A 25272-nucleotide genomic window follows, 5' to 3' on the forward strand; every position below is an offset into this window, starting at 1 on the left:
GCTGAATGCAGCGGCCTCCGTCTTGCGGATGGCCGCTGCCGGTTTCCAACACGAAAAAAGGAGCAATTTAATGAAACGAGCAGTCACATCGATCGCGGCGCTTGCCGCATGTCTCGCCTGCCCCGGCCTGGCCGCCGCACAGCAGGGCGAGACCTTGACGGCGGACGTGGTCAACAGCGAGGGGCAGTCGGTCGGCTCCGTGACCTTTGAGCAGGTAGAGCACGGCGTCGTAATCACGGCCGATCTTTCCGACCTGCCGCCCGGCCCGCACGGCTTCCATATCCATGAGGACGGCGTTTGCGAGACACCCGACTTCCAGTCGGCCGGCGGGCACTACACCCCGGAAGGCCATGCGCACGGCTTCGACAACCCCGACGGATATCACGTGGGCGACCTGCCGAACCTGCACGTGGCGGATGACGGCACGGCGACGGCGGAGTTCTTCAGCCCGCTTCTGACTTTGTCCCAGCCGGCGGAAGCCGCCGGGAACGGAACGCCGTACACGCTCCGGGACGAATCCGGGTCGGCGATCATGATCCATGAAAGCGAGGACAACTACATGGATGCCGACAGCGCCGGCTCCCGGATCGCCTGCGGCGTCATCGCCGAGCCTCAGGGCTGAGGGAGGTGGCCTTGTATATCGGTGCCGAACTTTCGGCTAGAGGCAGGCGGGCCGCGGTGGCCGCCTGCCGCCTGGGCCTTTTGACGGCCGCCACCGGCCTTGCCTTCGTCGCAGCGGCCCACGCGCAGCCTTCCGCGGAAGAGATCTACCAGCGGCAGTGCGCTGCCTGCCACTCGCTGGAGCCTGGCCGCAATCTCCTGGGGCCGACGCTGCACGACATTATCGGGCGCAAGGCCGGTGGTCTCGACAGCTTTGGCAACTATTCGGAGGCGCTGAAGGAATCGGATGTGATTTGGGACGCCGAGACGCTCGATCCGTGGATCGAAGCGCCCAACGAGTTCATTCCCGGCAACCGGATGGTCTATCGCGGCCTCAAAGACGAGCAGCAGCGCGAGCAGCTCATCGACTTCCTGCAGGAACAGGACGGCGGCGGCTGAGGCGGAGCCCCGCCCCGGCAACAACGGAGGAAAGCTCTTGAGCGTCAATGCGTCCATGGTCAGAAACGCTGGCTCTGTGGAAGAGGTCCATTGGCAGCGCTTTTCCGTCCCCTTCGAATACCCGGTCGCCTTTTCGCGCGGGGTCTTCGGAACGTCCAATCCCGTCCTTGCCGAACTGATCGCGCGGACCGAGCCGGATAAGCCGCACCGTTGCCTGTTCTTCGTCGACGGCGGCCTGCTGGAGGCGCTTCCCCGGCTGAAGGAGCAGATAGAACTGTGGTGCCGGGCCTACGCCGACCGCATTGAGCTTGCCGCCAAGGTCATGCCGATCCCCGGTGGCGAGAGCGCGAAGGCCGAAGCCGCCCACCTCACCGCCGTCGAAGAAGCGGTCCTTGAGCATGGCATCGACCGGCATTCCTGCGTCGTCGCGGTGGGCGGCGGAGCGGTGCTCGATGCCGTGGGCCTCGGCGCGGCGACCGCGCATCGCGGCGTCCGCCACGTCCGGGTGCCGACCACCGTCCTGTCGCAGAACGATTCCGGCGTGGGCGTCAAGAATGCGGTGAACTTCAAGGGGGTCAAGAACTTCATAGGCACCTTCGCGCCGCCCTGGGCGGTGGTGAACGATTTCGAGTTCCTGGAGCATCTGCCCCGGCGCGAGCGCATCGCCGGCATCGCCGAGGGGGTGAAGGTGGCGCTCATCCGCGACCGCGCCTTCTTCGAATGGATCGAAGCGAACGCGGCCCGGCTGACCGCCTTCGACCGGTCCGCCGAAGAACACATGATCCGCCGTTGTGCGAAGCTGCACATGAAGCAGATCGCCGGGGGCGGAGATCCTTTCGAGCGCGGCTCGGCGCGCCCGCTCGACTTCGGCCACTGGTCCGCCCATAAGCTGGAGTCGCTGAGCGGCCACGCCGTGAACCATGGCGAGGCCGTCGCCATCGGCATTGCGCTCGATGCGCGGTATTCGGTGCTTGCCGGCCTTTTGCCGGATGGCGAGGAGGAGCGCATCGCAACGCTTCTGCAGAGCCTCGGCTTCCGGCTCTACCATCCGGCCCTTGCCGGGAGCGGCGAAGGCCGCCGGCCGGCCGTGCTTGCCGGGCTGGACGAGTTCCGCCAGCATCTGGGCGGCGAGCTTACCGTCACGCTCCTGAGCGCGGTCGGGATCGGCGTGGACGTCCATAGGATGAATCCAGATCTCGTCTGCCGCGCGCTCGAATGGCTGAAAAGACGGGAGGCGATGCGATGAGCGCGGCGCGCGCGGGAGAGGCCCTGACTTACTGTCTCAACATCCATCCTGCCGAGACGTGGGAGGAGATGCGCGCGGCGCTGACGGGTCCGGTGCTCAGGGTGCGGGACGGCTTCGCGCCGGATGGTCCGTTCCCGGTGGGTCTGCGCATCTCCGCCCGCGCGCTCGATGACCTGAAGAAGCCGGAGGCGCGCGCGGAACTGGCCGAACTCCTCCGGGCGGAACAGCTGAGGGCGGTGACGGTGAACGGCTTCCCCTACGGCCAATTCCACGGAACGCGCGTCAAGGAGGAGGTCTACCGCCCCGACTGGCGGGAGATCGAGCGGCTGCGCTACACGGTCGATCTCGCGGAACTGATGGCCGATATCGCGCCGCCCGGCGAGACCGTGAGCCTCAGCACCGTGCCGGGCTGCTTCCGGGCGCTCGCCGACGGGGCGCAGGACGGCATTGCCGATCACTATCTCCAGGCGGCCGCCTATCTATTCGGGCTCGAGCAGAAGTCGGGGGTGCGCGTCGCGCTCGCCATAGAACCCGAGCCCGCCTGCCTGCTCGAGACGATCGCGGAGACCTGCGCCTTCTTTAGGGAAAGGCTCTACAGCCCCTCGGCGCGGCTGCGCTTTGCCAAGCTTACGGGGCTTTCGCCCGACGAGGCGCGGGATGTGCTGCCGCGCCATCTCGGCCTTTGCTACGACGTCTGCCATGCGGCCGTGGAGTTCGAGGATCCGGCCGAAAGCCTTGCGCTCCTGCGCGATGCCGGCGTGCCGGTGCACAAGCTCCAGCTCAGCGCCGCCCTGCGCGTGCCGGAGGTGAGCCCCGAGACGCGGCAGGCTCTCGGCAAGTTCGACGAGCCGACCTACCTGCACCAGGTCGTCGCCCGCCGCAACGGCGCCCTTTCCCGCTACACGGATCTGCGGCCGGCATTGTCCCGGGGCGCGGAGGCCGACGGAGAGGAATGGCGGGTGCACTTCCATGTGCCCATATTCCTCAAGGATCTCGGCGCCTTCGAGAGCACGCGCGATTTTCTGGCCCAGATCCTCGCCCTCCACCGCGCCGAGCCGATTTCCAACCATCTGGAGGTGGAGACCTACACATGGGACGTGTTGCCGGAGGAACTGCGCCGGCAGAGCGTGGACGAGGCGATCCTGCGCGAGCTCCGCTGGGTGAACGAGCAGCTCGGCGGGTGAGCTTCAAGACGATCCTGCGGCTCGGGCGCGTTTCGAACCTGCCGACGGTGTGGAGCAATGCGCTTGCCGGCGCGGTGCTGGCCGCTGGCCTGCCGACCGCATCCTGGCCCATCCTTGCCGCTGCATTCGCGCTCACCCTCTTCTACCTCGGCGGCATGTGGCTCAACGACGCCTTCGATGCTGAGATCGACCGTGCGGAGCGGAAGGAACGGCCGATTCCGGCGGAAGAGATTGGGCGCGGCACCGTCTTCGCCGTCGGCTGGGCTCTGCTGGCGGGGGGCGTCGCCGTCGGGTTTCTCCTGGGTCCAAGCGCCGGACTTGCCGCTGCCGGCGTGGCGCTCGCGGTAACGCTTTATGACTGGCTGCACAAAAAGACGCCGCTCAGCCCCCTGATCATGGGGACGACGCGGCTCCTAAGCTATGTTCTGGCGGCGCTGGCGGTCGGCCATCTCCCGGCCGTCGTGCTTGCAGCGGGCGCCGGCCTCTTCGCCTATGTCGTCGGTCTCACCTATGCCGCGCGGCGGGAAGCCTCCAATGATCTGGGCGGCATCTGGCCGTTGGCGGCACTCGCCATCCCGCTCGTCTTTGCGGCCGCCCTTGCCGGCGGCGACCCCTTGGCGCTTGCCCTCTGCGGCGCGCTTCTTCTTACGGTGGTCGCGGCCATATGGAGGCTGGTCCGGCGTGGTCCGGGGGACGTCCCGCGCGCCGTGGTGACGCTGATCGCGGGCATATCGCTTTACGATGCGGCGCTCATCGCTGCGGCGGGATTGCCGATCCTCGCTTTCATTGCCGCTATGGGCTTCGCTCTGACACTTGCGCTGCAGCGCCTCGCTCCGGGAACGTGAGACGGTCGAACAGATGGGCGAGCACCAGCTTCTTGAAATCGACCGCCTTCACCGGCCCCTCAGGCATCAATTCCGGTTCTGAGCTGATAACCAGCGGGCCCTCCGCCGGGTTCTCTGTCAGCCGCCCATGGGTGCCCTTCACCAGATGCGTCGCGGAAGGCGAGATGATGTCCAGAAGCTGGCGGAAACCTGCCTTGCGCTTGGCAAGCTTGGCCGCGGCGGTCAGCTTCGGAAAACGGATCTCGGGATCGATGAACAGCTCGACGGGGTCGTAGCCGGGCTTTCGATGGATATCGACGGTGCGCGCGAAATCCGGCGCCTTCTCCTCATCAAGCCAATAATAATAGCTGAACCAGCGGTCGGGCTCGGCAATCGCAACAAGCTCGCCGGAGCGGGGATGGTCGAGACCGTTCGCCGCCTTCCCGTCCTCGTCCCATACTGCTTCAACGCCTTCCACATCTTCTATCAGCGCCTTCACCTCCGGGATGCGCGCGCGGTCCGCCACATACACATGGGCGATCTGGTGGTCCGCCACCGCAAAGGCCGCGCTCGCCCCGCAGTCCAGGATCTCGCGGCCATGCTCCTCCGGGCGCACGGCGATCAGCCCCGCCTCGCGCAGCGCTCGGTTGAGGTGTACGGCGTCTCGCGCCGGCGTGATGCCATACTCTGAGACGACGATCACGCGCCGCCCTGCCCTGTCCGCTTCCTCGATCAGCTCGCCGCAAAGCGCATCGATTTCCCTCAGGTCCTGGCGCAGGCGCGCGCTTTGGGGATCGGGCCCGAGCCGCTGGAGATTGTAGTCGAGATGCGGAAGATAGGTGAGCGTCAGCGTTGGGTCGCGCGTCTGCATGACATGGAGCGTGGCACGCGCGATCCACTGCGAAGAGGTGATGTCGGCCAGCGGCCCCCAGAACCGGAACAGAGGAAACTGGCCCAGTTTTTCGTCCAGTTCGTCGTGCAGTTCGGGCGGGTAGGCGTAATGGTCCGGGATCTTGCGGCCGTCGGCCGGGTACATCGGCCGCGGCGTGGCCGACCAGTCGGCGCTCGAATACATATTGTACCACCAGAACATCTTGGCGCAGGTGAAATCGGCATCGCGCCTGCGCGCCGCCTCCCAGATCTTCTCGCCCTCGACCAGATTGTTGGGCTGGCGCCACAGCATCACTTCCCGCAGATCGCGAAAATACCAGCCATTGGCGACGGCGCCGTGCCCGGAAGGCGGCAGGCCGGTGGTCAGCGTGGATTGCGCCGAGCAGGTGACGGCCGGCACCACCGTTTCGAGCGGGCGCATGGCACCCCGCTCGGAAAGCCGCTTCAGGTTCGGCGTGTCGCGGCCGACGAGCTGCGGCGTCAGGCCGACCGCGAGGATGACGAGGGTCTTGCGCATTGAACCGCAACGCACGCCGGCGGCAGGAAGTTGCAACCGAAGCCGCTTCTCTGCGTTAGCGAGGATCATGTCGAATCAAGCGGGAGGAGAAAATGCAGCCGGCACAGCAGGTCCTGCATGACATCGTTCTTTCCCGCTCCGGCGATCATATTGGATGGGTGGAGAAGACTCTTGCCGCGCTTCGAGCCGGCGCTCCGGAGCGGGAGCTCCACGTCTTCCTCGGCCTTGCGCCGCGCCGTCTCGGCAAGGCGGACCTGAACGCTTCGCACGAGGAGCGGCTGGCGGCGGATGCAGCGCGGCCCGGCTGGTCGTTGGAAGACTGGAGCGTCGACGGAGCGGCACGGGTACTGGCGCTTCTCGTCTTTCAGGGGGCCCGGCCCTTTGCCGAAACCTTCAAGGACTTGCGTCGCACGGCCGATGCCGCCGAGTTGATCGCGCTTTATCGCGGCCTCCCGCTCTATCCCGAGCCCGAGACCCTCCATTTCGAGGTCGGCGAGGGTTTGCGCTCGAACCTAAAGCCCGTCTTCGAGGCGATCGCGCATCGCAACCCGTTCCCGCGCGACCATTTCGACGAGCACCGCTGGAACCACATGATCCTCAAGGCGCTGTTCGTGGACAGCCGCCTGGCGCCCATCGTCGGCCTCGACGAACGGGCCAACCCGGAGCTGGCGCGCATCCTGCGCGAATACGCCCATGAGCGCTGGTCGGCGGGCCGCAAGGTCTCGCCCGAGCTCTGGCGCTGCGTCGGCCCCTTCGCGGTGGACGATCCGGCATTGGCAGACCTTGAACGTGCCCTCAAGGAGGGCGGAGCGGCCGCGCGGGCGGCGGCTCTTGCCCTTTCCGCTTCTCCCCATCCCGCCGCACGCGAGCTGCTCCGGCAGCGGCCGGAAGCCGAGGACATCGCCTCCGGCCGGCTCGACTGGCAGAGCTTGGAGGCCGCGTGATGTATATCGACCCCCACGCCCACATGATCAGCCGCACCACCGACGATTATGAGGCGATGGCCGCCGCCGGCATTGTGGCGGTGATCGAGCCGGCCTTCTGGATCGGCCAGCCGCGCACCTATGTCGGCACCTATGTCGATTACCTCTCCTCCATCGTCGGCTGGGAGCGCTTTCGCGCCGGCCAGTTCGGCATTCGCCACTATTGCACGGTCGGCCTCAACTCGAAGGAGGCCAACAACGAGGAACTGGCCGAAGGCGTGATGGAATGGCTGCCCCGCTTCGCCTTGAAGGAAGGCGTCGTGGCCATCGGCGAGATCGGCTACGACGAGCAGACAGCGCTGGAGGACCGCTATTTCCGCGCCCAGCTCGAGCTGGCGAAGGAGTTGGAGCTTCCGGTGATGGTGCATACGCCGCACCGCGACAAGAAGCGCGGCACCACCCGCTCGATGGACGTGATCGAGGAGATCGGGCTGGACCCGTCAATGGTGGTTATCGACCATAACAACGAGGAGACCGTGGCCGAGACGCTGCAGCGCGGTTTCTGGGCGGGCTTCTCGATCTATCCCTCGACCAAGATGGGCAACCGCCGCATGGTGGAGCTTCTCAAGCAGTACGGCGGCGAGCGCATCATCGTCGATTCGGCCTGCGACTGGGGCATATCGGATTCGCTCGGCGTGCCGAAGACGGCGCGGCTGGCACTCGAAAGCGGCGTGCCCGAGCAGACGGTACGTCGCGTCTGCTATGCCAATGCCCTGGAGGTTTACGGCAAGAGCGGGCAGATGCGCGAGGAGGACTGGCTGGCCCCGCCGGAGATCGACCAGCGGACGCTCTATGCCGGCAACTCCATCCTGCGTGGCGGGCGCGAGCCGATCATCGGAACGGAGGCGCAAAAGAGGCGCGACGATCTCATCATCGAGTGAGAGGTTTCGCACCGCCCTCGATCACCGGAGGCCCATATCGTCCGATGCCGATACCTGCTGAAAACGTCGTCCTGGTCGACCCCGAAGGCCAGCCGACCGGCATTGCCGGAAAGCTCGAGGCGCATCGCCGGGGTCTGCGCCACCGCGCGGTTTCCGTTTTCCTGCTGAACGGCGCCGGCGAAATGCTGATCCAGCAGCGGGCGGCGGGAAAGTATCACTCGCCAGGACGCTGGGCCAACGCCTGCTGCACCCATCCGCGCCCCGGAGAAGAGCCCGCGGCGGCGGCCGCCCGCAGGCTCGGCGAGGAATTGGGCATCCGGTCTCCACCCATCTTCCCCTTCGGCACCGTCGCCTATCGGGAAACTGTCTCCCCCACCCTCATCGAAGACGAGGTCTGCCAGCTCTTCACAGGCCGGTTCGATGCGGCGGTGCGGCCGAATCCGGCCGAGGTGGCGGCCACGCGATGGGTCGGCAAAGAGGCTCTGTTGATGGAGGTCGAAAGCACGCCGGAGCGGTTCGCCGTCTGGTTCCGCATCTATCTGGAACGGCACGCGCCGGCGCTCTTCTCGGCAGGCGGCTGACGTGCCGGTCGCCCATTCACCGCCCCTGCCCGAAGTTCCGAATGATCTCGAGGCGAGCGCTTTGGCTAAGCCTGCCCATTGCCGTGCGGGGTTGTCCTAGTCTCGCACCGCGCTCCTGAACGCAGCCGAAAGCGCCACAAGCGCATCGCGCGGCCGGCCGTCCCTGACCCTTGAGTGAAGGAGAACTGGCAAGCGCGGCAGTTCGGGAAGCCCGAGCGTGGGCCCCACATTGATCGCGCCAAACGGCAGCATGCGCCGAGCCAGTGCAGCAACGCCGAGCCCGGCCATGACGGCCGCAGAGACCGCCGCGACGCCGCCACCGACGAAAGCTTCCGTCCACGGCACGCCTGCCTCATCGAGAAGCTGCCCGGCCAGGACACGCACGCCGCAGGGCTCGGGCATCGTGGCAACCGGCAGGGGCTCGCCCGCGCGATGCTGCCAGTTTGGCGCTGCGTACCAGCCGAATTTCTCTTCGGTCAGGATTTCCCCGTCGCTCCGTCCGACATGCTGGCGGACGACCACCGCCTCGAGTTCCCGCCGGTCGAAGCTTTGAAGCAGGTCGCCCGAGGATCCGATGCGGATCTCGATCAACAGCTGCGGGTCTTGCGCATTCATGCGCGCGATCAGTTCCGGAAGCTCCGGCCCCGCGACATGGTCGCTGATGCCGATGGTCAGGCGTTGCCGGGCTCCGGCAAGAACCGCGAACGCGCGGTCGTGTGCCTCCAGGAGCTCGCGGGCGTGTTCGAGGAAGCTTGCTCCCTGCGCCGAAAGCGCCACATGCCGCGGCGTCCGCTCAAGGAGCCGGCAGCCAAGTCGTTCTTCGAGCCGCTTCAGCTTCAAGCTCACGGCCGACTGCGTCGTCCGCGCGGCCTCGGCCGCACGCGTGAAGCTGCCAAGCTCGGCGATACGAACGAATGCCTGGACGGCATCCAGATCAAGAGGGCGCATTATCATTTACAACCGTTATCTTTGATATGACTAATCATAGTATCACAAAATAGCCAGGCGGCGTCTAATATGAAGGCGGATCAGATGGAAAGGACCCGCAATGCCGCTCTGTCACATTTCACTGCGTGCCGGAAAATCGGAAGCCTATCGGCAGGCGATCTTCGATGGCCTGTACCGTGCGTTGCGCGATACGTTCGACGTGCCCGAAGACGATCAGTTCATGACCATCACGGAACATGAGGGAGCGAACTTCCGCTACGGCGCGTCTTATCTCGGCATCGCCCGCAGCGACGACCTCGTGGTGATCCAGATCACCGCGAACAACACCCGCACCCTGGAACAAAAGAAAGCGTTGTTCCGGCGGATCGCCGAATTGCTCGGCGAAACTCCCGGCATACGGCCGGAGGACGTATTCGTGAGCCTTGTCGAGGTCAAAAAGGAAAACTGGTCCCTCGGCCACGGCCTTGCGCAATATGCTTGAGCCAACACTCGCATTTCCTGCGCCGGTGTAGGTGGCGTTCGTCGCAGGCTCGGCGTCGTCGGCCGGTTGGCATAGGCCGGGCCCTGCCTGCATGATGGCCCGTGATCTACCCGGTCTACTGCATCTGTGCGGCACCTACATCCGCCCCGATGCAACCTTGCCTCCCAGTCCGCGTTACCATCGGATGGGGAACCGATATGCGCAAACGAACTGCGGTCCTGCTGGCGCTAATAGCATTTGCTGTCCTCGCCGCTGCCATCTTCCTTCTGGGAAGGGAGAACCTGCGTGCCACGGACGCATTGCAGGAAAGCCCTCCCAGCCTCGTGGTTCCGGAGAGTGGCAGTGATTAGCAGTTCCAGGAAAAGTGGAAGCCGGTTTTCCGTCTGGAATTGCGTGAAGTCGGCGAACTGACCTGGCGGCCGGACACGCGCCCAAACCGCATCTTGCAGGAGGCATTTCATGGCCGAAGCCCGGGATTCCAACGGTGTGCCCGCCGAAGTCCAAGAGGCGATAAAGCGGTTTCTAGCCGCCGCTGAAGATGAAACCGAGCTGATCGAAATGTCGGAGGCGATCGAGGCAGTACGGCGCGTTTTCCCTGATCTGGATGTCTCGGACAGTGCCCTCACGGATGCCATCGCAAGCGAAGCGTCGGTTGCCGGCTTCGATATCGATTACGATGCAGAGCGCCAGCCAAAAGCGTTCAAGCGGAAAGCGATCGAGCGCTGGGACAATGAAGGCGGCGCGATCGGCAAGAACGACGGCGACCGATCCGGCTAGATCCGCACCGTTGGAGCCTTCCGAGCGATCTCCACCTTGAGGCCGTGTACCTTCCCGAACCTTCCGATCATGAGGCGGCCGGCGCGGATTTCGTCTGGAAGCCGGTGCCCCGCGGCAGCACGCCCGCATGTGCGGCTGTGAATGCGGGGGCCAGGAAGTCAGTTGTCCGGCATCCTCGAAATGCAAGCCGAGCGTGTCCTTTTTCTTGACAATGACAATCATATTTTCTAGCGAGAAGCTCAAGAAGCCAGGTCGCTCCACGGCAGCTACCCAGCCAGCAAACATCGTTGATGCGAGGGCTCAATGCGTATGCGTGTCTGGCCATACCTTCTTTCGACTTGTCTCGTCACGCCGGCCGCGTGGGCGCAAGACCAGGGAACATCCACAATGACATCGACCCTTCTCGACCGGCTCGTCGTGACGGCCGGCCGCGAGGAAACGTCCATCGCGGGGGTCGCCCAGTCCGTCATTGTGCTGGAACGCGACGAGATCGAGCGGGCGATGGAGATTTCGCCGAATGCGACGGATCTCGTGGAGCGCCTGGTGCCCGGCTTCGCGCCGTCCAACCAGACGATTTCCGGCGGATCGGAAACCTTCCGCGGCCGCAGCGTGCTGATCATGGTCGACGGCGTGCCGCGCAATACTCCCCTGCGCGACGTCTCCCGCATCCTGTCCTTGATCGACCTCGAGACCGTGGAGCGTGTCGAGGTGGTGAACGGTTCGTCCAGCCTTTACGGAGCGGGTGCGACCGGCGGTACCATCAACTTCATCACCAGGCGCGGCACCAGCGAAAGGCCAACCATGACCGTTCGCACCGGCGTGACGGCCTTCACCGAGAATGTCGGCAAGTCCGCAGCCCCCGAAACGAGCGTGACGGTGGAGGGCCGGAAGGGCGATTTCGACTATTTCTTCGCCGCCTCGAGCGAGCTGACACGCCGCACCTATGACGGCAACGGCAACGAGATGCCCTCCGATGCTATGCTGGGCCAGGGTGGCGGCGACCGCACCGGCTCGGCCGACCTCTTCGGCGTCATGGGCTATGAAAGCGGTTCCCGGCGCTTCGAAGCGACCGTCGACTGGACCTATGCCGAACAAGAGCCCGACTGGTTCACCGATTACACGACCAACCCGGTCTCGCCGAATTTTTCCGATGCCTATAAGGGCGAGCCGTTGAAGGAAGATTCCAAATATTTCACGGCCAAATATACCGACAGCGCCTTTGCCCTCGGCAATCTGGAAGTGAAGGCCTACTACAACAAGATCTTCAAGCAGTCGCCCTTCACCAAGTTCTCCGCGGTCAACTCCGTTGTCTACTACTCGGGCGATCCGCGGAATCCGACCGCCGATTACAACCAGTCGGCGCTTGAGGCCGACCGGACAGGGCTGAACCTGACGGTCAACTCGCCCATCGACTTCGTACGCGACGGCGCCATGCTGACCTGGGGCGCCGACTACGCCTATGACGACACCCGTCAGAAGCTCACCAACGGCTGGGACGTCATCTCGCCGATGACGCAGCATTCCATTGCGGCCTTCGCGCAGGCCGAGGTGCCCATTACGGATCGGTTCCGGCTTCAGGGCGGCGTGCGCTTCGACCAGTTCTTCCTTGACGTCGCCGATTTCGAGCGGCCGGAGGCTTATGTCGGCCAGTACCGCATGGCATTCCCGGCCATCGACGTGCTCGGCGGCTCCTTCGACTACAATGCCTTTACCTTCAATGCCGGCGCCGTCTTCGACCTCACCGACGCGTTGCAGGCATTCGGCAATTTCTCGCAGGGCTACAGCCTGACCGACATCGGCGCCTTTACCCGCCGGGCGGGTCTGAACACCGCGGCGGAAGCCTGTGACGCCTACGGCGCATTGCTCGGCGCGCTCGGCTGTACCGGCCTGCCCGATTTCACGATCAGCTACGCCAATATCGCGCCGGAGCCCCAGTTGGTGAACACCTATGAGGCAGGCCTGCGCGGCGACTGGGGAGACTTCCGCGGCACCGTCAGCGCCTACCTGTCGACCTCCAAGGACGGCGTGAACTACGACGTGGCCGCCAACCGCGTCACCCAGCAGGAAGAGCGCATCTGGGGCGTGGAGGCTTCCGCCGAGTACGACATCAACACCATGTTCACGGTCGGCGGCCTGCTCGGCTACATCGAGGGCAAGTACGACGAGGATGGCGACGGGTCGGTGGACGACTATCTGCCGAACAACCGCATTCCGTCCACCTGGAAGGGACTCGCCCATGTGACCGCCCGCTTCGACAATGGGTTTAGAGCGCGCGGCGAGGTGGAGCATATCTCCGGGCGCGACCGCATCGAGGGCGAAGAACTCGACGGCGTGACACTCGTCAACGTGGCCGTTTCGAAGTCCTTCGAAAACGGCGGCGAACTGAGCCTGGCGGTCCGTAACCTCTTCGACACCGACTACATCAATCCGACAGCGACCGCCACGCGCGGCGCGCCCGTCGCGGGGTTGGGGCGGTCGGTCTTCGCATCTTACAGGATCACCTTCTGAGGATGCGGCAATGGCTGTCCGTCTGCGCAGGGAAAAAGCGCGCTTATCCCTGATCGTCGATGAACCGGTCGGGAAGGACGATCCCGACCGGTATATCGCAGCGCTTCACGAAATTTCGGGTCCATCCGATCCCTTCGTGCTTCTGGTGGCCTTCCGCATGCCGCTCGACCTCGCCCAGGAACAGCGCAAGGCGCAGAACCTCTGGTTCAAGGCGACGCGCGAGAAGATGAACGCAATGTGCCGGGCGGTCGCTATCGTCCGCGACAATCCGAGCGAGGAGATGCAGCGCACCTTCGGCGGATTGTGGAGCTTTCCGGTCCTCGTGACCGGCAAGACCGACGACGCCGACCGCTTCCTTGCCGCATACCTGCCAGAAAGGGCCGGACCATGACCGCCACGGACGCAATCCCAGGCCCCGGAGCGACCGCCAAGCCGCGCTACCGGCTGTTCGTCGTGCTGGCGGGCCTCTATCTCGCGCAAGGTATCCCGACCTATCTCTTCGCCGCCGCCATACCGCCGATCATGCGCGAGCAGGACGTCTCTCGCACCGCCATCGGCTTCTTCTCCATCCTGCTTTTGCCGCTTGTCCTGAAGTTCCTCTGGGCGCCCGTCGTGGACCGGATCCGTCCCTTCGCCAGGGCGCACCGCGCCGGCTGGGTGATCCTCACCCAATGCGGCATCATCGCCTCCATCCTGTCGCTGATGCTGGTGGAGCCAGACAATGTCTGGGCGATCTTCGGCATCGGCTTTGCCGCTTCGCTGTTTCTGTCCACCCAGGACATCGCCACCGACGGCTACGCCTCCAAATATCTGGAGCCGGAGGAGCGGCCCATCGGAAACGCCATACAGGGCGGCGCGGTTGCCTTCGGCGTGATCGCCGGCGGCACGATGGGCCTCGTGCTCTACCATTACGCCGGATGGGACGTGATGCTCATCACCATCGCGCTCATCTCCATGCTGCCGCTCGCCGCCGCCTTCGCGATGCGGGAGGCGGACCCTGCGCCCGAGCAGGCGGGAGCACGGCTTTCCCGCCCCTCCATCATGGCCTTCCTGCGCCGCCCGGAGGCGCGGCAGATCCTCTGGATCGCGCTTGTCTACCGGGCAAGCGAGGGGCTCGTGAAGGCGATGGAAGGGTCTTATCTGGTCGATGCCGGCATTCCGCTCGATGTCATCGGCTATCTTTCCGGCGCCTCGGCCGCCACTGCCGGTCTTGCCGGCTCGGTCATTGCCGCGATCCTCTTGCGGCGTTGGGGCGTCGCGCCGGTCCTCGGCCTGCTGGGCAGCCTGAGGACCGTGTGCTTCCTCGTCTTTGCCCTGCATGCGATGGGCGCAATCATCGGCGTGTGGCCACTTTACGGGGCTTCCGCCTTCCAGACGCTTATCCGCTACATGGAAATCGTCGCGCTCTACAGCCTGTTCATGAGCGTCACCTCCTCCGAGCAGCCGGGGACGGACTTCACCATCCTCGCCTGCGCCCAGCTTCTCGTCTATCTCGCCGGCTCCATGTCGTCGGGCGCTCTCGCCGATCTTATGGGTTATGGCGCGCTGTTCGGACTGTCCGCTGGTCTGTCGGGTGCGGCGGTGCTGGCGACGATGCTGATGCTGCGCACGCATGCTGCGGCAATACCGGGTCTGTCTGCCGCGCCGGCCGGAGGGCGCAAGCGATGAAGACAGGATCGGCTCTTCCGGCCCGCTTTTCAGCTCACGCCAGGCTTCACGGTCCACACGGCCGCCGCGACCCCCAGGGCAAGGCCGGCGCAGAAAAGAAGCGGCAGCAGCGGCCACAGGGCAAAGGCGTAGCCGCCCAGGAGCGCCCCCGCGCCCTGCCCCAGCACATGAGCGCTCGCCAGCCATCCGGCGGCGGCACCCTGCTCTTCCGGCTGGACGCGCGAGAGGAGCCAGGCGAGATAGGAGGGCGTGGCGATGGCAACGCCGACGCCGCCGATGACGAGCCCGGCCGCGCAAAGGATGAATCCGCTGCTTGCCGCGACAATAAGCGCTCCGAGCGCCAGGAGGCTCGAGCCGATGGCTACACCGGCGCCCTGTCCGAGCGCGAGGCGGGGAACGGCAAAAACCTGCATCAGGATCATGGCTGCGGCAACGAGGGTGAGGATGAGGCCGGTCGCGGTGGTTGCGGAGGAAGCTGCGAGATCGAGCTTCGTCTGCAGGATCGGCCCCAGCATCATCTGCACCTGTCCGAAGCCGGCCATCAGGCAAAAGCCGATGGCCAGAAACGGCAGGATGCGGCGGTCGAAGGGAAACAGGCGCTTGCCCTCGCCTCCATTCACGGCGGCAAGCTCCCTCTTGTCCTTCGGCGCAAGCAGCAGCGTGATCGGGCTCAGCACGAGCAGCACGAATGGAAGCTGTGCCACAAGGCCCGCCGTCATGGCGGCGACCGAACCAAGGATGCGGCCGGCGCCAAGCCCGGCGCTGAGCAGCGCCAGCAGGCCCCGATGTTCCCCCCGGGGCGCTTCCCGGCAGACCCAGGCCTGCGCAACCGGCATGACGCCCGAGGCCCCGAGGCCATAGACCAGCCGCGAGGCGACGAGGATCGTGAAGGCAAGCAGCGGCGCCAGCATTCCAGCCCAGATCAGCCCGGTCAGGACAAGCTGCCCCGCCAGCACCAGAAGGCCGAGAACGCGCAGAGTGCGCCCATGACCATAGCGTGCGCCAAGCGCGCCGCAAAAGGGCGCGCCGGCCACGAAGGCGAGTGCGCCGAAGGCCGCCGCCGTGCCGATCGCGCCTGTTCCAAGGCCCGTCTGCACTGCGATAAGGGGCACCAGCGCGATGAAGGCGGATTGTCCGAAACCGATGGTGGACACGCCGAAGGCAAGCTGGCCAGCCAGCGCTCGTGCGCTGGCTCGTTTTCCCATCACCTTCATCGCGGGGCTCCAAGGCTGATAAGCTGTAAACGATATAACGTTTCCCATGGCTTTTGCCGGATTCCGTCTGCAAGGGCAACCGCCTCCCTCTTCCTGTCCCAAGCAACGGAGGCGGACCAATGCTGATGTCGGTCGAGATGGTGAAATACGACCCCGCCTGCAGCCGCTTCCTCAATGCGCTCATCCGCGAATGGGGCGGCTGGCGCATCGTGGAGAACGGCGACGGAACGGCGCCGCAGGGCTGCACCCACACGCTCTGCCTCCTTTTGCCGGCCTCGCACGCCGAGATCAGCGTGCCCGTCATGCACCATTCCATGAGCGGCTCGCACGCCTTCGCCTATCCCATGCACATAAGCTGGGACGGCGGCACGCCCAAGCCGGTCACGCTTCCCGAACTCGCAATCCTCCTGATGCGCGAGCCTGACATCGGTGGCCGAGCTTTGCCGGAAGCTCAGCGGATCTTCCTCACCCGCGTCCTGGACAGCGCCGGAGCGATTGCCGAGGTGAGCCAAGCGGCTGGAGTGGAGCGTCCCTTCGCCGCCGGCGATCCCGGCTTCATCGAGGCGGAAAAGGCCCTGCGATTCGGCCATGCCGTGCATCCTTCCCCGCGCAGCCGCGACGAGTTCACGAACGAGGATTCCCGCCGCTACGGTCCCGAATACGGCAACGCCTTTTCGCTGCGCTGGTGGGCCGTCGATCCCGTCCTGCTCGCCGGCGACAGCGCAGCGCCCGTCAGCGCGGCGCAAGCGGCGCGCAGCCTTGTCGCCCTCGATCCGGCGCTCGTCGGGCGCGCCGAGGCGGAGGCGGGCAAGGAACTGATGCCGCTGCATCCCTGGCAGGCCGCAAGGCTGATGCAGGAACCGTCGATCGACGCGTTGATGCGCGCAGACCGCATAAGGGATCTCGGTCTGGGCGACCCGCAATGGCGGGCGACAACCTCGCTCAGGACGGTCTATTCCGCCGATGCGGACTGGATGCTGAAATTCTCGCTCAGCCTGCGCCTCACCAATTCCCGCCGCCTGGTGGAAGAGCACGAATGCGCGCGCGGGCTTTCCGTCTACCGGCTGTTGGCGGGCCCTGTCGGGCAGGCGCTTGAAGCGCGCTGCCCGGGTTTTCACGTCATGGGCGAACCGGCATGGCTTGCGCTGCGCGCGCCCGATGGATCGATCATCAAGGAAACCATGGTCTCTTTCCGGGAGAACCCGTTCCGGGGCGCGCATCAGCCGAAAGCCGCCGTGCTGGCCGCCCTTTGCGAACGGCATCAGGATGACCGCTACAGCCATCTGGCCGATCTCGTCCGCCGCATCGCCAAGGCGGAAGGTGAAGCACCGGAGCGCGTCGCCGAACGCTGGCTTGGCCGTTTTCTCCAGGTCGCCATCGCGCCCTTCCTGATTGCCCAAGGCGACTTCGGGCTCCTCTTCGGCGCCCATCAGCAGAACCTCGTCCTCGGCCTTCGGGAGGGATGGCCCGACCGGCTCTATTTCCGCGATTGCCAGGGCACCGGCTATGTCCGCAGTTTCCTGCCGAGGCTGAGAGAACATCTGCCGGAAGCCGGGGCAGCCATGGATCATGTCTTCGGCACGCAAGAAGCCGCCCGCATCGTCGGCTACTATCTCTTCGTCAACGGCGCCTTCCCGGTGGTCGGCGCGCTGGCAGCAGCCGGCCTCGGCGACGAGGACCGGCTTTTTGCACGCTTCCGCGCCTTTGTGGAAAGGCTCGCCGCCGAGCCGATCGAGGACCGGACCTGCCTCGACTACCTGCTCTCCTCGCCCACCATCGGCGCCAAGGGCAACTTCATGATTTCCCTCGGCAACATCAACGAGAACACGGACGTGACCGACCCGCTGGCAGGCTACGTTCAACTGCCAAACCCCCTGGCCAAAAGGTGATCCCGTGACCGTGCAGCCTGCCACCCGTGATTTCGCCCGTTCCGAAAAATCCCGCCCCGCCAGGAGTCGTGACGTGACCTGGCACTATCCCGCATCCATCGACACGCCCGTGGCGGTGCTGCTCGACGGCGGCAACCGGCTCATGCTTTCGGGAAACGCCGGCGAATTGCTCGCCGCGGCACAGCTTCGGCATGACGGACCGGACGACGCCGGGCTTTCCGACGTGAAGATCGACCCCGCTCGGCCGGACGGCGCGCATCTGCTCGCCGCCCTGATCGACGCAATCTTCATCCGCCTTCCCGACGTGAACCGCATCCTCCTGCCCGCGGCGAAAGCGCTTCCCCCGGTCGCCGCCCTGGCAACCAGGCGTGCGCAGGCTCCAGGCACGGGGCAGGAAGCCGCCATTGTCGAGCGGGCTGTCTTCCGGCAGCTCCCACTGCTTTGGCGCGAGCAGAGATCCCACACGGCCTATCCCTGTCTCCGCTCCTCGATCGGCCCGGAGGATCGCCTGCCGCCATTGCGTCCGCCGCGGCCTTCGGGCGTCATGTATCGGCGCTGGGTGCCCGAGATCGGGCTGACCGTCACGCTCCGGCCGATCGACCGCCGCACGGACCTTTCCCTCTTTCACGGCTGGATGAACCAGGGCCGTGTCGCCCATTTCTGGGAACTCGCCAAAAGCGAGGCGGAACTGGATAACTATCTCGCCGAGCAGGAGGCCGACCCGCATCTTTTCGGAGTGATCGCCAGTTTCGACGGCGATCCGGTCGGCTATTTCGAGTTCTATTGGGCCAAGGAAGACCGGCTCGGCCCCTATTACGAGCCGGAGGATTTCGACCGCGGCTGGCACGGCCTCGTCGGCAATTCACGGCATCTCGGCCGGCCGAAGACCCGCGCCCTGTTTGCCGCGGTCACGCATTACCTCTTCCTCGACGATCCGCGCACGCTCCGCATCGTGGGAGAGCCGCGCGCATCGCATCAGAAGATGCTGAGCTACACGGCCGAGATGGCCTATGTGAAGGTCAAGGAGTTCGACTTTCCGCACAAGCGCGCCGCCCTCGTCTGCTGCGACCGCGACCGCTTCTTCCGCGAGGTGAGGCTGTGATGCTTGGGCCCCTTCCCGATGGCCGGGCGGTGGAGCATGAGAGCTGGCGGGCGATCAATCGCGCCGCGGTGGCGAAGATGGTCTCCGAGCTTGCCTATGAGGAAGCATTTCAGCCCGCTCCTCTCGACCGGCATGAAACACGCTGGGAACTCCGTCTGGCCTCCGGCGTGACCTACCGCTTCGATGCCATGCGCCGCATATGGGGACAGTTGACGGTTCGCCCCGAAAGCCTCGTGCGGCTTGCGGAGGGCCGCGAACTGCCTGTCGACGATGCGGTCGCCTTCCTGGCTGATGCTCGCGAAACGCTCCGAATATCGCCGCCGACCTTCTGCACCTACGCCAGGGAACTCTACAACACGCTTATGGCCGATGCGCGGATCCTCGCCGCACGGACAGATCTGAGCGCCGGCGACCTCGCCGCCCTCCCCGATACCGAACTGCAGCGGCTTCTCGACGGCCACCCCAAGGCGCCGGCCAGCAAGGGCCGTCTTGGCTGGGGCCTTCAAGATTTCGCCGCTTACGCGCCCGAGTTCGGCGGCACGATCAGGCTTTTCTGGTTGGCCGCCGCGCGCGACCGGTGCCGCCTCTCGCTGGCGCCCGATGTCGGTGAAGAGTCGCTTTTGGCCGCAGCTCTCGACGAAACGGAAATCGAGCGCCTGAAGGCCGCCTGTGCCGAGGCGGGCGTCTCGTTCAGGACCCATCTCCTGCTGCCCGTTCACCCCTGGCAATGGCAGGGCATGCTTGCCGCGCAGTTTGCCAGCGAAGTGGCGGCGGGAAGGCTCGTGCCGCTCGGCGCCTTCGGCGATCCCTTCGTGCCACAGCAATCGCTGCGCACGCTGGCAAATACCCGCCGGGCAGACGCGCTTCACGTCAAGCTGCCGATCACCATCCTCAACACCTCCGCGTGGCGCGGCGTGCCCGGCAAGTACATGGACGTCGGCCCCGTCTTCTCCCGCTGGCTCGCCGGCTGTGCCCGCCACGATCCCGCCTTGCAGCCACTGAGGGTTCTTGAGGAGGTCGCCGGCGCCTTCTACCCGCACCCCCACTACGAACATGTCCCGGACGCCCCGTACCAGTTCTGCGAAATGCTGGGCGTGATCTGGCGTGAGAGTCCCGACGCCCACCTGTCCGACGGTCGTCGGCCTATGATGATGGGCGCCCTGCCCCAGCGGGACGCATCCGGCCGCCCCATCGTCAGCGCGCTGATCGCCCGCTCCGGCCTTGGCCACGCGGAGTGGCTCGACCGGCTTTTCGGCGCCGTCGCCGTTCCGCTCTACCATTTCATGTGCCGCTACGGCGTCGGCTTCATCGCCCACGGACAGAACGTGACGGTGATCCTTGACGGCGCAATTCCGGTCGGCGTCGCCATCAAGGATTTCCAAGGCGATGCCGATCTTGTGGATCAGGCGTTTCCCGAACTCGAAACGCTGCCCGAACATGTCCGGAAAACACTGAAGCGCCGCCCGCCGGCGCATCTTCTCCAGCACCTGCAGACGGGCCAATTCGCAAGCGTGCTGCGCTTCCTCTCGGAAGCCCTCGCGGATCATGACGGCCTGGACGAAACCGTCTTCTACGCAACGCTCGCCGGGCGCCTCCGGCGCTATCAGGCCGAGCACCCGGAACTGTCGGAGCGCTTTGCTCTCTTCGATCTTTTCCGTCCCAAGGTACCGCGCATCGCCATCAACCGCGTCCGCTTCGCCATCGGATACGGCGATGCCGGTGAGCGTCCGCTGCCGGACCTTGGTACCGATCTCGACAATCCTCTCCACATCGCCGAAACGGCGCATTCTTCCCGAGCGACCGCCCGCTCCCTCCTGTCAGGAGCCTCCCTATGACAGCATCCCTTGACCTCGCCGGAATCGGCATCGGCCCCTTCAACCTCAGCCTTGCCGCGCAACTCGATTCCATCGATGGACCCGAAGTCCGCTTCTTTGACCGCAGATCGCGGTTCGACTGGCATCCCGGCATGATGCTGCCCGGCGTCGAGCTGCAAACCTCTTTCCTGAAAGATCTCGTGACGGCGACGAATCCCACCAGCCCGTGGTCTTTCGTGGCCTATCTCGTAGCGCACAAGCGCTTCTACGAATTTCTCAATGCCGATTTCGAGGCCGTGCCGCGCCGCGAATTTGCCCGCTATCTCGCCTGGGTCGCGGAGAACCTGCCCACATTGCGCTTCGGTCGCGAGGTGCGGGAAGTAGGCTTCGATGGCCACGTCTTCACCCTGTCCTTCGACAATAGCCAGCAGTCTGCCCGCAACCTGTCGGTCGGCGTCGGCCTGGTGCCATATACACCGGCCTGGGCGGAGCCCGTTCTTGGCAGTCGCGTCTTTCATTCCTGCGAGGCCACCCACAGGCTGAGCAGCGCGCAGGGGCGTTGCATCACGGTCGTCGGCGGCGGACAGAGCGGCGCCGAGATCGTGCTTCACCTGCTGTCGGTCGCCCCCGCGGACGCGGAAATCACCTGGATCAGCCGGCGGCCGAATTTCCAGCCGCTGGACGACACCCCCTTCACCAACGAGTTGTTCACCCCCGACTATATGGAGCGCTTCCACGCCCTGGCGGAACCGCGCCGCCGCACGGCGGTGGCGCGGCAGAAGCTCGCCGGGGACGGCATTTCCGACTCCACGCTGCGCGCCATCTACCGCCGCCTCTATGAGATCAGGCACCTTTCGGCAGATGGCCCGCAAGTCAACCTGCTGCCGCACCGGGAGGTGCTCGATCTGGCCCAGGAAGGCGAGGAGACGCGCCTCGTCATGCGCAACGGGTTCGACGGCGGCATAGAGATGGTCAATGCCGACACCCTTGTGCTGGCAACGGGCTACGGCTTCGATCTCCCGCAATGCCTTTCGCCGCTGAAGACCAGGCTGACGCTCGACGAAAGCGGCCTTCCCCGGCTCCGCGCGGACTTTTCCGCCCTGTGGGACGGACCGGCGGACCGGCGGATCTTCGCCCTTAACGCCGGGCGGTTCAGCCACGGCATCGCCGAACCTCAGCTAAGCCTGATGGCCTGGCGCAGCGCGGTGATCGCCAACGCGCTCACCGGCCGGCGGCATTTCGACCTCGAGCAGCCACGCGAGCCGCTCGTGCAATGGACGGCCGACGATTTGGGCGCCTTTGCTGCCGACGCCTTGAACCTGCGCGCCTGATGCATCGGCGGATTTAGGCGAAAGCCAAAGCGATACCTTGGTGAAGGTTCAGGCTTGAGCCAAGAACCGGCAGGGGCGCCGCCTCCTGGCGACGCTCAGGGCGTTCGCCGCCATGCTCCACCGTGGCCTGAAGGAACCTTCATCCTCGTTCCGGTCCTGGTCGTCCAACCGGTCCTTCGTCGCGCGCTGAAGGCGTGCATTCGGCCCGATAGATCTCGTAGAGATCGAGCCCGACGCCGATGAGAATGACCGCGAATCCTAGCCCCTCGATCAGCGGATTGTAGGCCCAGAACATGACATAGGCGACGAGGAGAGCGCCGAGACCTGTCGCCATAAGCGGCCAGGGCTGCCCATGACGCGGCAGGTTGAAGGCGGTGGCAACGACCGCCAGGGCGGCGGCAGCGACGATGGTCGCCGCCCACGCGCCCTCGGGAAGCACAACGGCGAAGCCCAACAGCGACAGAAGCCCCACGAAAGCGAGCGTGCCGTAGCAGGCGATGATCGAAGCCACGGCCGCGACCGCCCCCCACAGCCCCCGCCCTCCAATCGCCGACGTCAGGCGCCGCGGGTGCAGCCGGCTCGCCAGGCGTCTAGCAACGGCCCGCCTCTTCGCTTCCGCCGGCCGGCGCATGACCACGTCGATCGAGCGGGCGCCGAGGCCCGAGGCGATGCGGCGCGTATCGGCGCTCGGGCTTTCGGCGAAGTAGTCGAATTCGGCGAGCACCTCCGCATCGGCGAAGCCGGTTTCGCGGAACAGTTCCAGATAATCCTCGTCGACCGACGCGCCGACCACGCATTCGGCCCACAGCTTGGGGTCACTGCGCCCGCCGAGCGGCACCGGTCTCTTGATGACGATGTCGGCAAGCTGCACGCGCCCTTCGGGCTTCAGCACGCGGAAGATCTCGGCAAACGCCTTGCGCTTGTCCGGCACGAGATTGAGCACGCCGTTCGAGGTGACCACGTCCACCGAATTGTCGGGCAGCGGGATGTTCTCGGCATCCGCCTCGATGGTCTCCACATGGTCGATTCCGCCCTCTTCCAGCGTCTCCCTTAGCCGGGTCAGCATGTCGGGCGTCATGTCGAGCGCCCAGACCTTGCCGGTCTCCCCGACCATCCGGCTGGCGATCAGCGTGTCGGTTCCCGAGCCCGAGCCGATGTCGAGCACCGTGTCTCCCGGCCCGATGACGCCGGCGCGGAAGGGATAGCCGACGCCGAGGAAGCGGTCGAGGACGGCAGGCGGCAGGCGGTCGAGTTCTTCCTTGGGATAGCCCAGGGCGAGCGCCGCCCGCCGGCCCACCGGAAAGTGGAAGCCCTGGTGCGGATCGTCCGCCACGCTGCCATACATGGCCTTCACCGCCTCTTTGACCTGCTCCTTCGAGAATCCCAGGATCGCAACCATCTCGTCCTCCGGTTCCCCTTTGAGCGCCGTGCCGCCGGCACTCGTCCTTGCGCGTGTTCAGTAGTGCTCGACGATCGCCCGGACGCGCCGGCGCAGCGAATCGGGCGCCTTCGCCTTTCCGGTCTCGCTGACGCGCGCCCGCAGCTTCCGCTCGAACTCGGCCCGCGTGAAGCAGGCCCGGCAGGTCGCCATGTGGTGGGCGAGCGCCTGTTCCGTCTCCGCATCGAGCTCGCGGTCGAGATATTCGAGGAGCTTGTCGATCACTTCCTCGCAGCGCAGATCCTGGGTCATCGGGGTCCACCTTTCGCATTGCAGGCCGCGATGCCCGCCTCGCCCGCCTGCCGCCACAGCATGCGTTGAAGCAGGCTGCGGCCGCGGGCGAGACGGGAGCGCACCGTGCCGAGGGGAATGTCGAGCGCGTCAGCCGCCTCGGCGTAGCTCAGATCCCACAGCTCGACCATGATCACCACCAGCCGGAATTCCTCCGGAAGCTCTTCCACCGCATGTTCGATGTCCTCGCGCAGGAGCTTGTTCAAAAGCTCCTGCTCCGGATTGCCCCACCACAGCAGGAAAGGCTGATGCACCGTCTCGAACAGGGAGAAGGAATCCTCGCCGCACTGCACCTCCGCCGTCACCTCGCGCGGTCTCGCCTGCTTCTTCCGGCGCGCGCTGATGAAGCTGTTGACGAGGATGCGGAAGACCCATTTCTCGAAAGCCTGCCTGTCCTTGAGTTCGGGAAGCTTGATCCATGCCTTGGCGAGCGTGTCCGCTACCAGGTCCTCGGCGTCGGCGCCGTTGCGGGTCATCCGCAGCGCCGTGCCGTAGAGCCGGTCCAGAAGGCGGTCCACCTCCGCTTCGAAGAAGGCGCGAAGCGGTTCGCCGACCTTGGTCATGGGATGCCTCGCTCCCTCACGAGCACGCGGCAGATCGCGGCGATCTCGTGCCATCTCCGTGCTCCATCCGCATCGCCGTCGCAACTTGCCGCCTGCGCTCTTAGCCGCGCCTGCGCAGGAGCGGCCAGCCCGCTTCGCCGCGCGAGCCCGCGTGCGGACCTCCACAGGGCGATGTCGACGATCTCCGCCTGCGGAGGCCGCGGCCGAACATCGGCCGCGGCGGGCTTCTCGCCTGCACTGTTTCGCAATCGTCGCATGCCCATCATAACCCAGTTGCAGCTCGACTTCACGTCATGGGATGCCCGCCTCTAGAAGCTCAATGTCGCAGCACCCGCCTTGATGCGCTCATGCATCGGGCTTGCGCCGGTGATGATGACGCCGTCGATCAGGTCCGCCTCCTCATAGCCGCGCGCCTTCACGCAAGGGGTGCAGGCCCACAGCGTGCCGCCGCGTTCCAGAAAGTCGCCGATGAGCGAAGGAAGCGGCTCCAGCGGCTCCACATGGGTCATGTCGATTGCCCGCTTGCGCACCAGGTCGACCGCCGCGCTGGTCAGAAACACCGACACCTTGAGCCCGGCGGTGATCCCGCCATTGGCGATGGTGAAGGCGACGGACGACAGTTCATGGTCGGCGCCATGGGTGATCAGAACGACGAGTTCTTCGGTCGGATTGGCCATCGTTTCCCTCCTAGTGATGTGTGTTGATCTGTGGTCGAGATGGCGCCGCCGCGCCTGCTTCGGCCGTCAGCGGCTGCCTTCCACCCGGCGTGTCAGCTTACCGCCCGCAGGACTTCCCAGCGGGTGTTACCGCTGACGATAAGCGGCTCGATGTCCCTGCCGAAGGCTTTGTGGTCTTCGTGGGCAGCCAGCTTCTCCCACTGCTCGTTGAGCTCGGCCAGGCTTTTCACCCTGACATCGACGGTGACGAGCGCTTCCTCGGCGCCGATGCTGCCGGTGTAGATGGCGTAATCGGTCTGGCCGATCTCCTTGCCGATGGTCTCCCACCAGTTCTTGATGCGGTCGATCAACTCCGGCTTCTTGCCGAAGCGGGCATAGCAATACCAACGCGCGACGATCATCTTC

Annotated in this window: 25 protein-coding genes; 17 read left to right on the top strand and 8 right to left on the bottom strand. The window is 65.7% G+C overall.

Translation table 11 applies throughout. The features are described from left to right. Nucleotides 1-70 precede the first annotated feature (70 nt). Genes NTH_RS04960 through NTH_RS04980 form a run of 5 tightly spaced genes read left to right on the top strand, consistent with a single transcriptional unit; the run spans nucleotide 71 to nucleotide 4334 of the window. The gene (locus tag NTH_RS04960; protein WP_338528974.1) at nucleotides 71-622 is read left to right on the top strand and encodes a superoxide dismutase family protein; all 552 of its coding nucleotides are present in this window, start codon (nucleotides 71-73) and stop codon (nucleotides 620-622) included. A gap of 11 nt (nucleotides 623-633) precedes the next feature. Then, nucleotides 634-1059 (top strand): c-type cytochrome, encoded by a 426-nt coding sequence (locus NTH_RS04965; RefSeq protein ID WP_338528975.1) that lies wholly within the window; start codon nucleotides 634-636, stop codon nucleotides 1057-1059. Nucleotides 1060-1096: 37 nt separating this feature from the next. After that, entirely contained in the window at nucleotides 1097-2305 is a 1209-nt protein-coding gene (locus tag NTH_RS04970; protein WP_338528976.1) for a 3-dehydroquinate synthase, read from the top strand. Next, nucleotides 2302-3489: a metabolite traffic protein EboE gene (eboE, locus tag NTH_RS04975; RefSeq protein WP_338528977.1), complete on the top strand. Its 1188-nt coding sequence runs from the start codon at nucleotides 2302-2304 to the stop codon at nucleotides 3487-3489. Before NTH_RS04970 ends, eboE begins: the two co-directional genes overlap by 4 nt. After that, nucleotides 3486-4334 (top strand): UbiA family prenyltransferase, encoded by an 849-nt coding sequence (locus tag NTH_RS04980; RefSeq protein ID WP_338528978.1) that lies wholly within the window; start codon nucleotides 3486-3488, stop codon nucleotides 4332-4334. The genes eboE and NTH_RS04980 overlap by 4 nt, the downstream gene beginning before the upstream one ends. Here the strand turns inward: NTH_RS04980 and NTH_RS04985 are convergent. Beyond that, nucleotides 4282-5721, bottom strand: a complete 1440-nt coding sequence (locus tag NTH_RS04985; RefSeq protein ID WP_338528979.1) for an alkaline phosphatase family protein — start codon at nucleotides 5719-5721, stop codon at nucleotides 4282-4284. The two genes, NTH_RS04980 and NTH_RS04985, sit on opposite strands and share 53 nt — an antisense overlap. A gap of 92 nt (nucleotides 5722-5813) precedes the next feature. On the opposite strand from NTH_RS04985, the gene NTH_RS04990 reads away from it, so the two are divergent. Genes NTH_RS04990 through idi form a run of 3 tightly spaced genes read left to right on the top strand, consistent with a single transcriptional unit; the run spans nucleotide 5814 to nucleotide 8166 of the window. Beyond that, nucleotides 5814-6665 (top strand): EboA domain-containing protein, encoded by an 852-nt coding sequence (locus NTH_RS04990; RefSeq protein ID WP_338528980.1) that lies wholly within the window; start codon nucleotides 5814-5816, stop codon nucleotides 6663-6665. After that, nucleotides 6665-7585, top strand: coding sequence for a TatD family hydrolase (locus NTH_RS04995; RefSeq protein ID WP_338528981.1), 921 nt, complete (start codon nucleotides 6665-6667; stop codon nucleotides 7583-7585). The genes NTH_RS04990 and NTH_RS04995 overlap by 1 nt, the downstream gene beginning before the upstream one ends. Nucleotides 7586-7629: 44 nt before the next feature. After that, a complete protein-coding gene (idi, locus tag NTH_RS05000) occupies nucleotides 7630-8166 on the top strand; it encodes an isopentenyl-diphosphate Delta-isomerase (protein ID WP_338528982.1) in 537 nt (178 codons plus the stop codon). A gap of 96 nt (nucleotides 8167-8262) precedes the next feature. Here the strand turns inward: idi and NTH_RS05005 are convergent, their stop codons facing one another. Beyond that, the gene (locus NTH_RS05005; protein ID WP_338528983.1) at nucleotides 8263-9120 is read right to left on the bottom strand and encodes a LysR family transcriptional regulator; all 858 of its coding nucleotides are present in this window, start codon (nucleotides 9118-9120) and stop codon (nucleotides 8263-8265) included. Between the two features lie 94 nt (nucleotides 9121-9214). On the opposite strand from NTH_RS05005, the gene NTH_RS05010 reads away from it, so the two are divergent. From NTH_RS05010 to NTH_RS05030, 5 genes are all read left to right on the top strand, one after another. Further along, nucleotides 9215-9595, top strand: coding sequence for a tautomerase family protein (locus NTH_RS05010; protein ID WP_338528984.1), 381 nt, complete (start codon nucleotides 9215-9217; stop codon nucleotides 9593-9595). 459 nt (nucleotides 9596-10054) lie between these two features. Beyond that, nucleotides 10055-10372 (top strand): hypothetical protein, encoded by a 318-nt coding sequence (locus NTH_RS05015; protein ID WP_338528985.1) that lies wholly within the window; start codon nucleotides 10055-10057, stop codon nucleotides 10370-10372. Between the two features lie 387 nt (nucleotides 10373-10759). Beyond that, entirely contained in the window at nucleotides 10760-12880 is a 2121-nt protein-coding gene (locus tag NTH_RS05020; protein ID WP_338528986.1) for a TonB-dependent receptor, read from the top strand. A gap of 10 nt (nucleotides 12881-12890) precedes the next feature. Then, nucleotides 12891-13271 (top strand): hypothetical protein, encoded by a 381-nt coding sequence (locus tag NTH_RS05025; protein WP_338528987.1) that lies wholly within the window; start codon nucleotides 12891-12893, stop codon nucleotides 13269-13271. Beyond that, on the top strand, nucleotides 13268-14548 hold the full coding sequence (locus NTH_RS05030) for an MFS transporter (RefSeq protein WP_338528988.1): 1281 nt from the start codon (nucleotides 13268-13270) through the stop codon (nucleotides 14546-14548). The genes NTH_RS05025 and NTH_RS05030 overlap by 4 nt, the downstream gene beginning before the upstream one ends. Before the next feature lie 29 nt (nucleotides 14549-14577). Here the strand turns inward: NTH_RS05030 and NTH_RS05035 are convergent, their stop codons facing one another. Then, nucleotides 14578-15762, bottom strand: coding sequence for an MFS transporter (locus NTH_RS05035; RefSeq protein ID WP_338528989.1), 1185 nt, complete (start codon nucleotides 15760-15762; stop codon nucleotides 14578-14580). Nucleotides 15763-15881: 119 nt separating this feature from the next. On the opposite strand from NTH_RS05035, the gene NTH_RS05040 reads away from it, so the two are divergent. From NTH_RS05040 to NTH_RS05055, 4 genes are all read left to right on the top strand, one after another. After that, complete coding sequence (locus NTH_RS05040; protein WP_338528990.1) at nucleotides 15882-17651, top strand: IucA/IucC family protein; 1770 nt, start codon at nucleotides 15882-15884, stop codon at nucleotides 17649-17651. Nucleotides 17652-17724: 73 nt separating this feature from the next. Beyond that, entirely contained in the window at nucleotides 17725-18753 is a 1029-nt protein-coding gene (locus tag NTH_RS05045) for a GNAT family N-acetyltransferase (protein ID WP_338528991.1), read from the top strand. Continuing rightward, entirely contained in the window at nucleotides 18753-20588 is a 1836-nt protein-coding gene (locus NTH_RS05050) for an IucA/IucC family protein (RefSeq protein WP_338528992.1), read from the top strand. The genes NTH_RS05045 and NTH_RS05050 overlap by 1 nt, the downstream gene beginning before the upstream one ends. Next, nucleotides 20585-21898, top strand: coding sequence for a lysine N(6)-hydroxylase/L-ornithine N(5)-oxygenase family protein (locus tag NTH_RS05055; protein ID WP_338528993.1), 1314 nt, complete (start codon nucleotides 20585-20587; stop codon nucleotides 21896-21898). The genes NTH_RS05050 and NTH_RS05055 overlap by 4 nt, the downstream gene beginning before the upstream one ends. 139 nt (nucleotides 21899-22037) lie before the next feature. Here NTH_RS05055 and NTH_RS05060 read toward each other — a convergent pair whose 3' ends face one another. The 5 genes from NTH_RS05060 to NTH_RS05080 form a co-directional block, all read right to left on the bottom strand. Further along, nucleotides 22038-23297, bottom strand: coding sequence for a methyltransferase domain-containing protein (locus NTH_RS05060; protein WP_338528994.1), 1260 nt, complete (start codon nucleotides 23295-23297; stop codon nucleotides 22038-22040). Between the two features lie 57 nt (nucleotides 23298-23354). Further along, nucleotides 23355-23588, bottom strand: coding sequence for a zf-HC2 domain-containing protein (locus NTH_RS05065; protein ID WP_338528995.1), 234 nt, complete (start codon nucleotides 23586-23588; stop codon nucleotides 23355-23357). After that, a complete protein-coding gene (locus NTH_RS05070; protein ID WP_338528996.1) occupies nucleotides 23585-24190 on the bottom strand; it encodes a sigma-70 family RNA polymerase sigma factor in 606 nt (201 codons plus the stop codon). Before NTH_RS05070 ends, NTH_RS05065 begins: the two co-directional genes overlap by 4 nt. 308 nt (nucleotides 24191-24498) lie before the next feature. Further along, nucleotides 24499-24867 carry a DsrE family protein gene (locus NTH_RS05075; RefSeq protein WP_338528997.1) on the bottom strand — a complete coding sequence of 123 codons (369 nt, stop codon included), beginning with the start codon at nucleotides 24865-24867 and terminating at the stop codon, nucleotides 24499-24501. Between the two features lie 92 nt (nucleotides 24868-24959). Beyond that, the gene (locus NTH_RS05080) at nucleotides 24960-25268 is read right to left on the bottom strand and encodes an NIPSNAP family protein (protein ID WP_338528998.1); all 309 of its coding nucleotides are present in this window, start codon (nucleotides 25266-25268) and stop codon (nucleotides 24960-24962) included. Between the last annotated feature and the right edge of the window lie 4 nt (nucleotides 25269-25272).

This window comes from Nitratireductor thuwali (assembly GCF_036621415.1).
Taxonomy (GTDB): domain Bacteria; phylum Pseudomonadota; class Alphaproteobacteria; order Rhizobiales; family Rhizobiaceae; genus Chelativorans; species Chelativorans thuwali.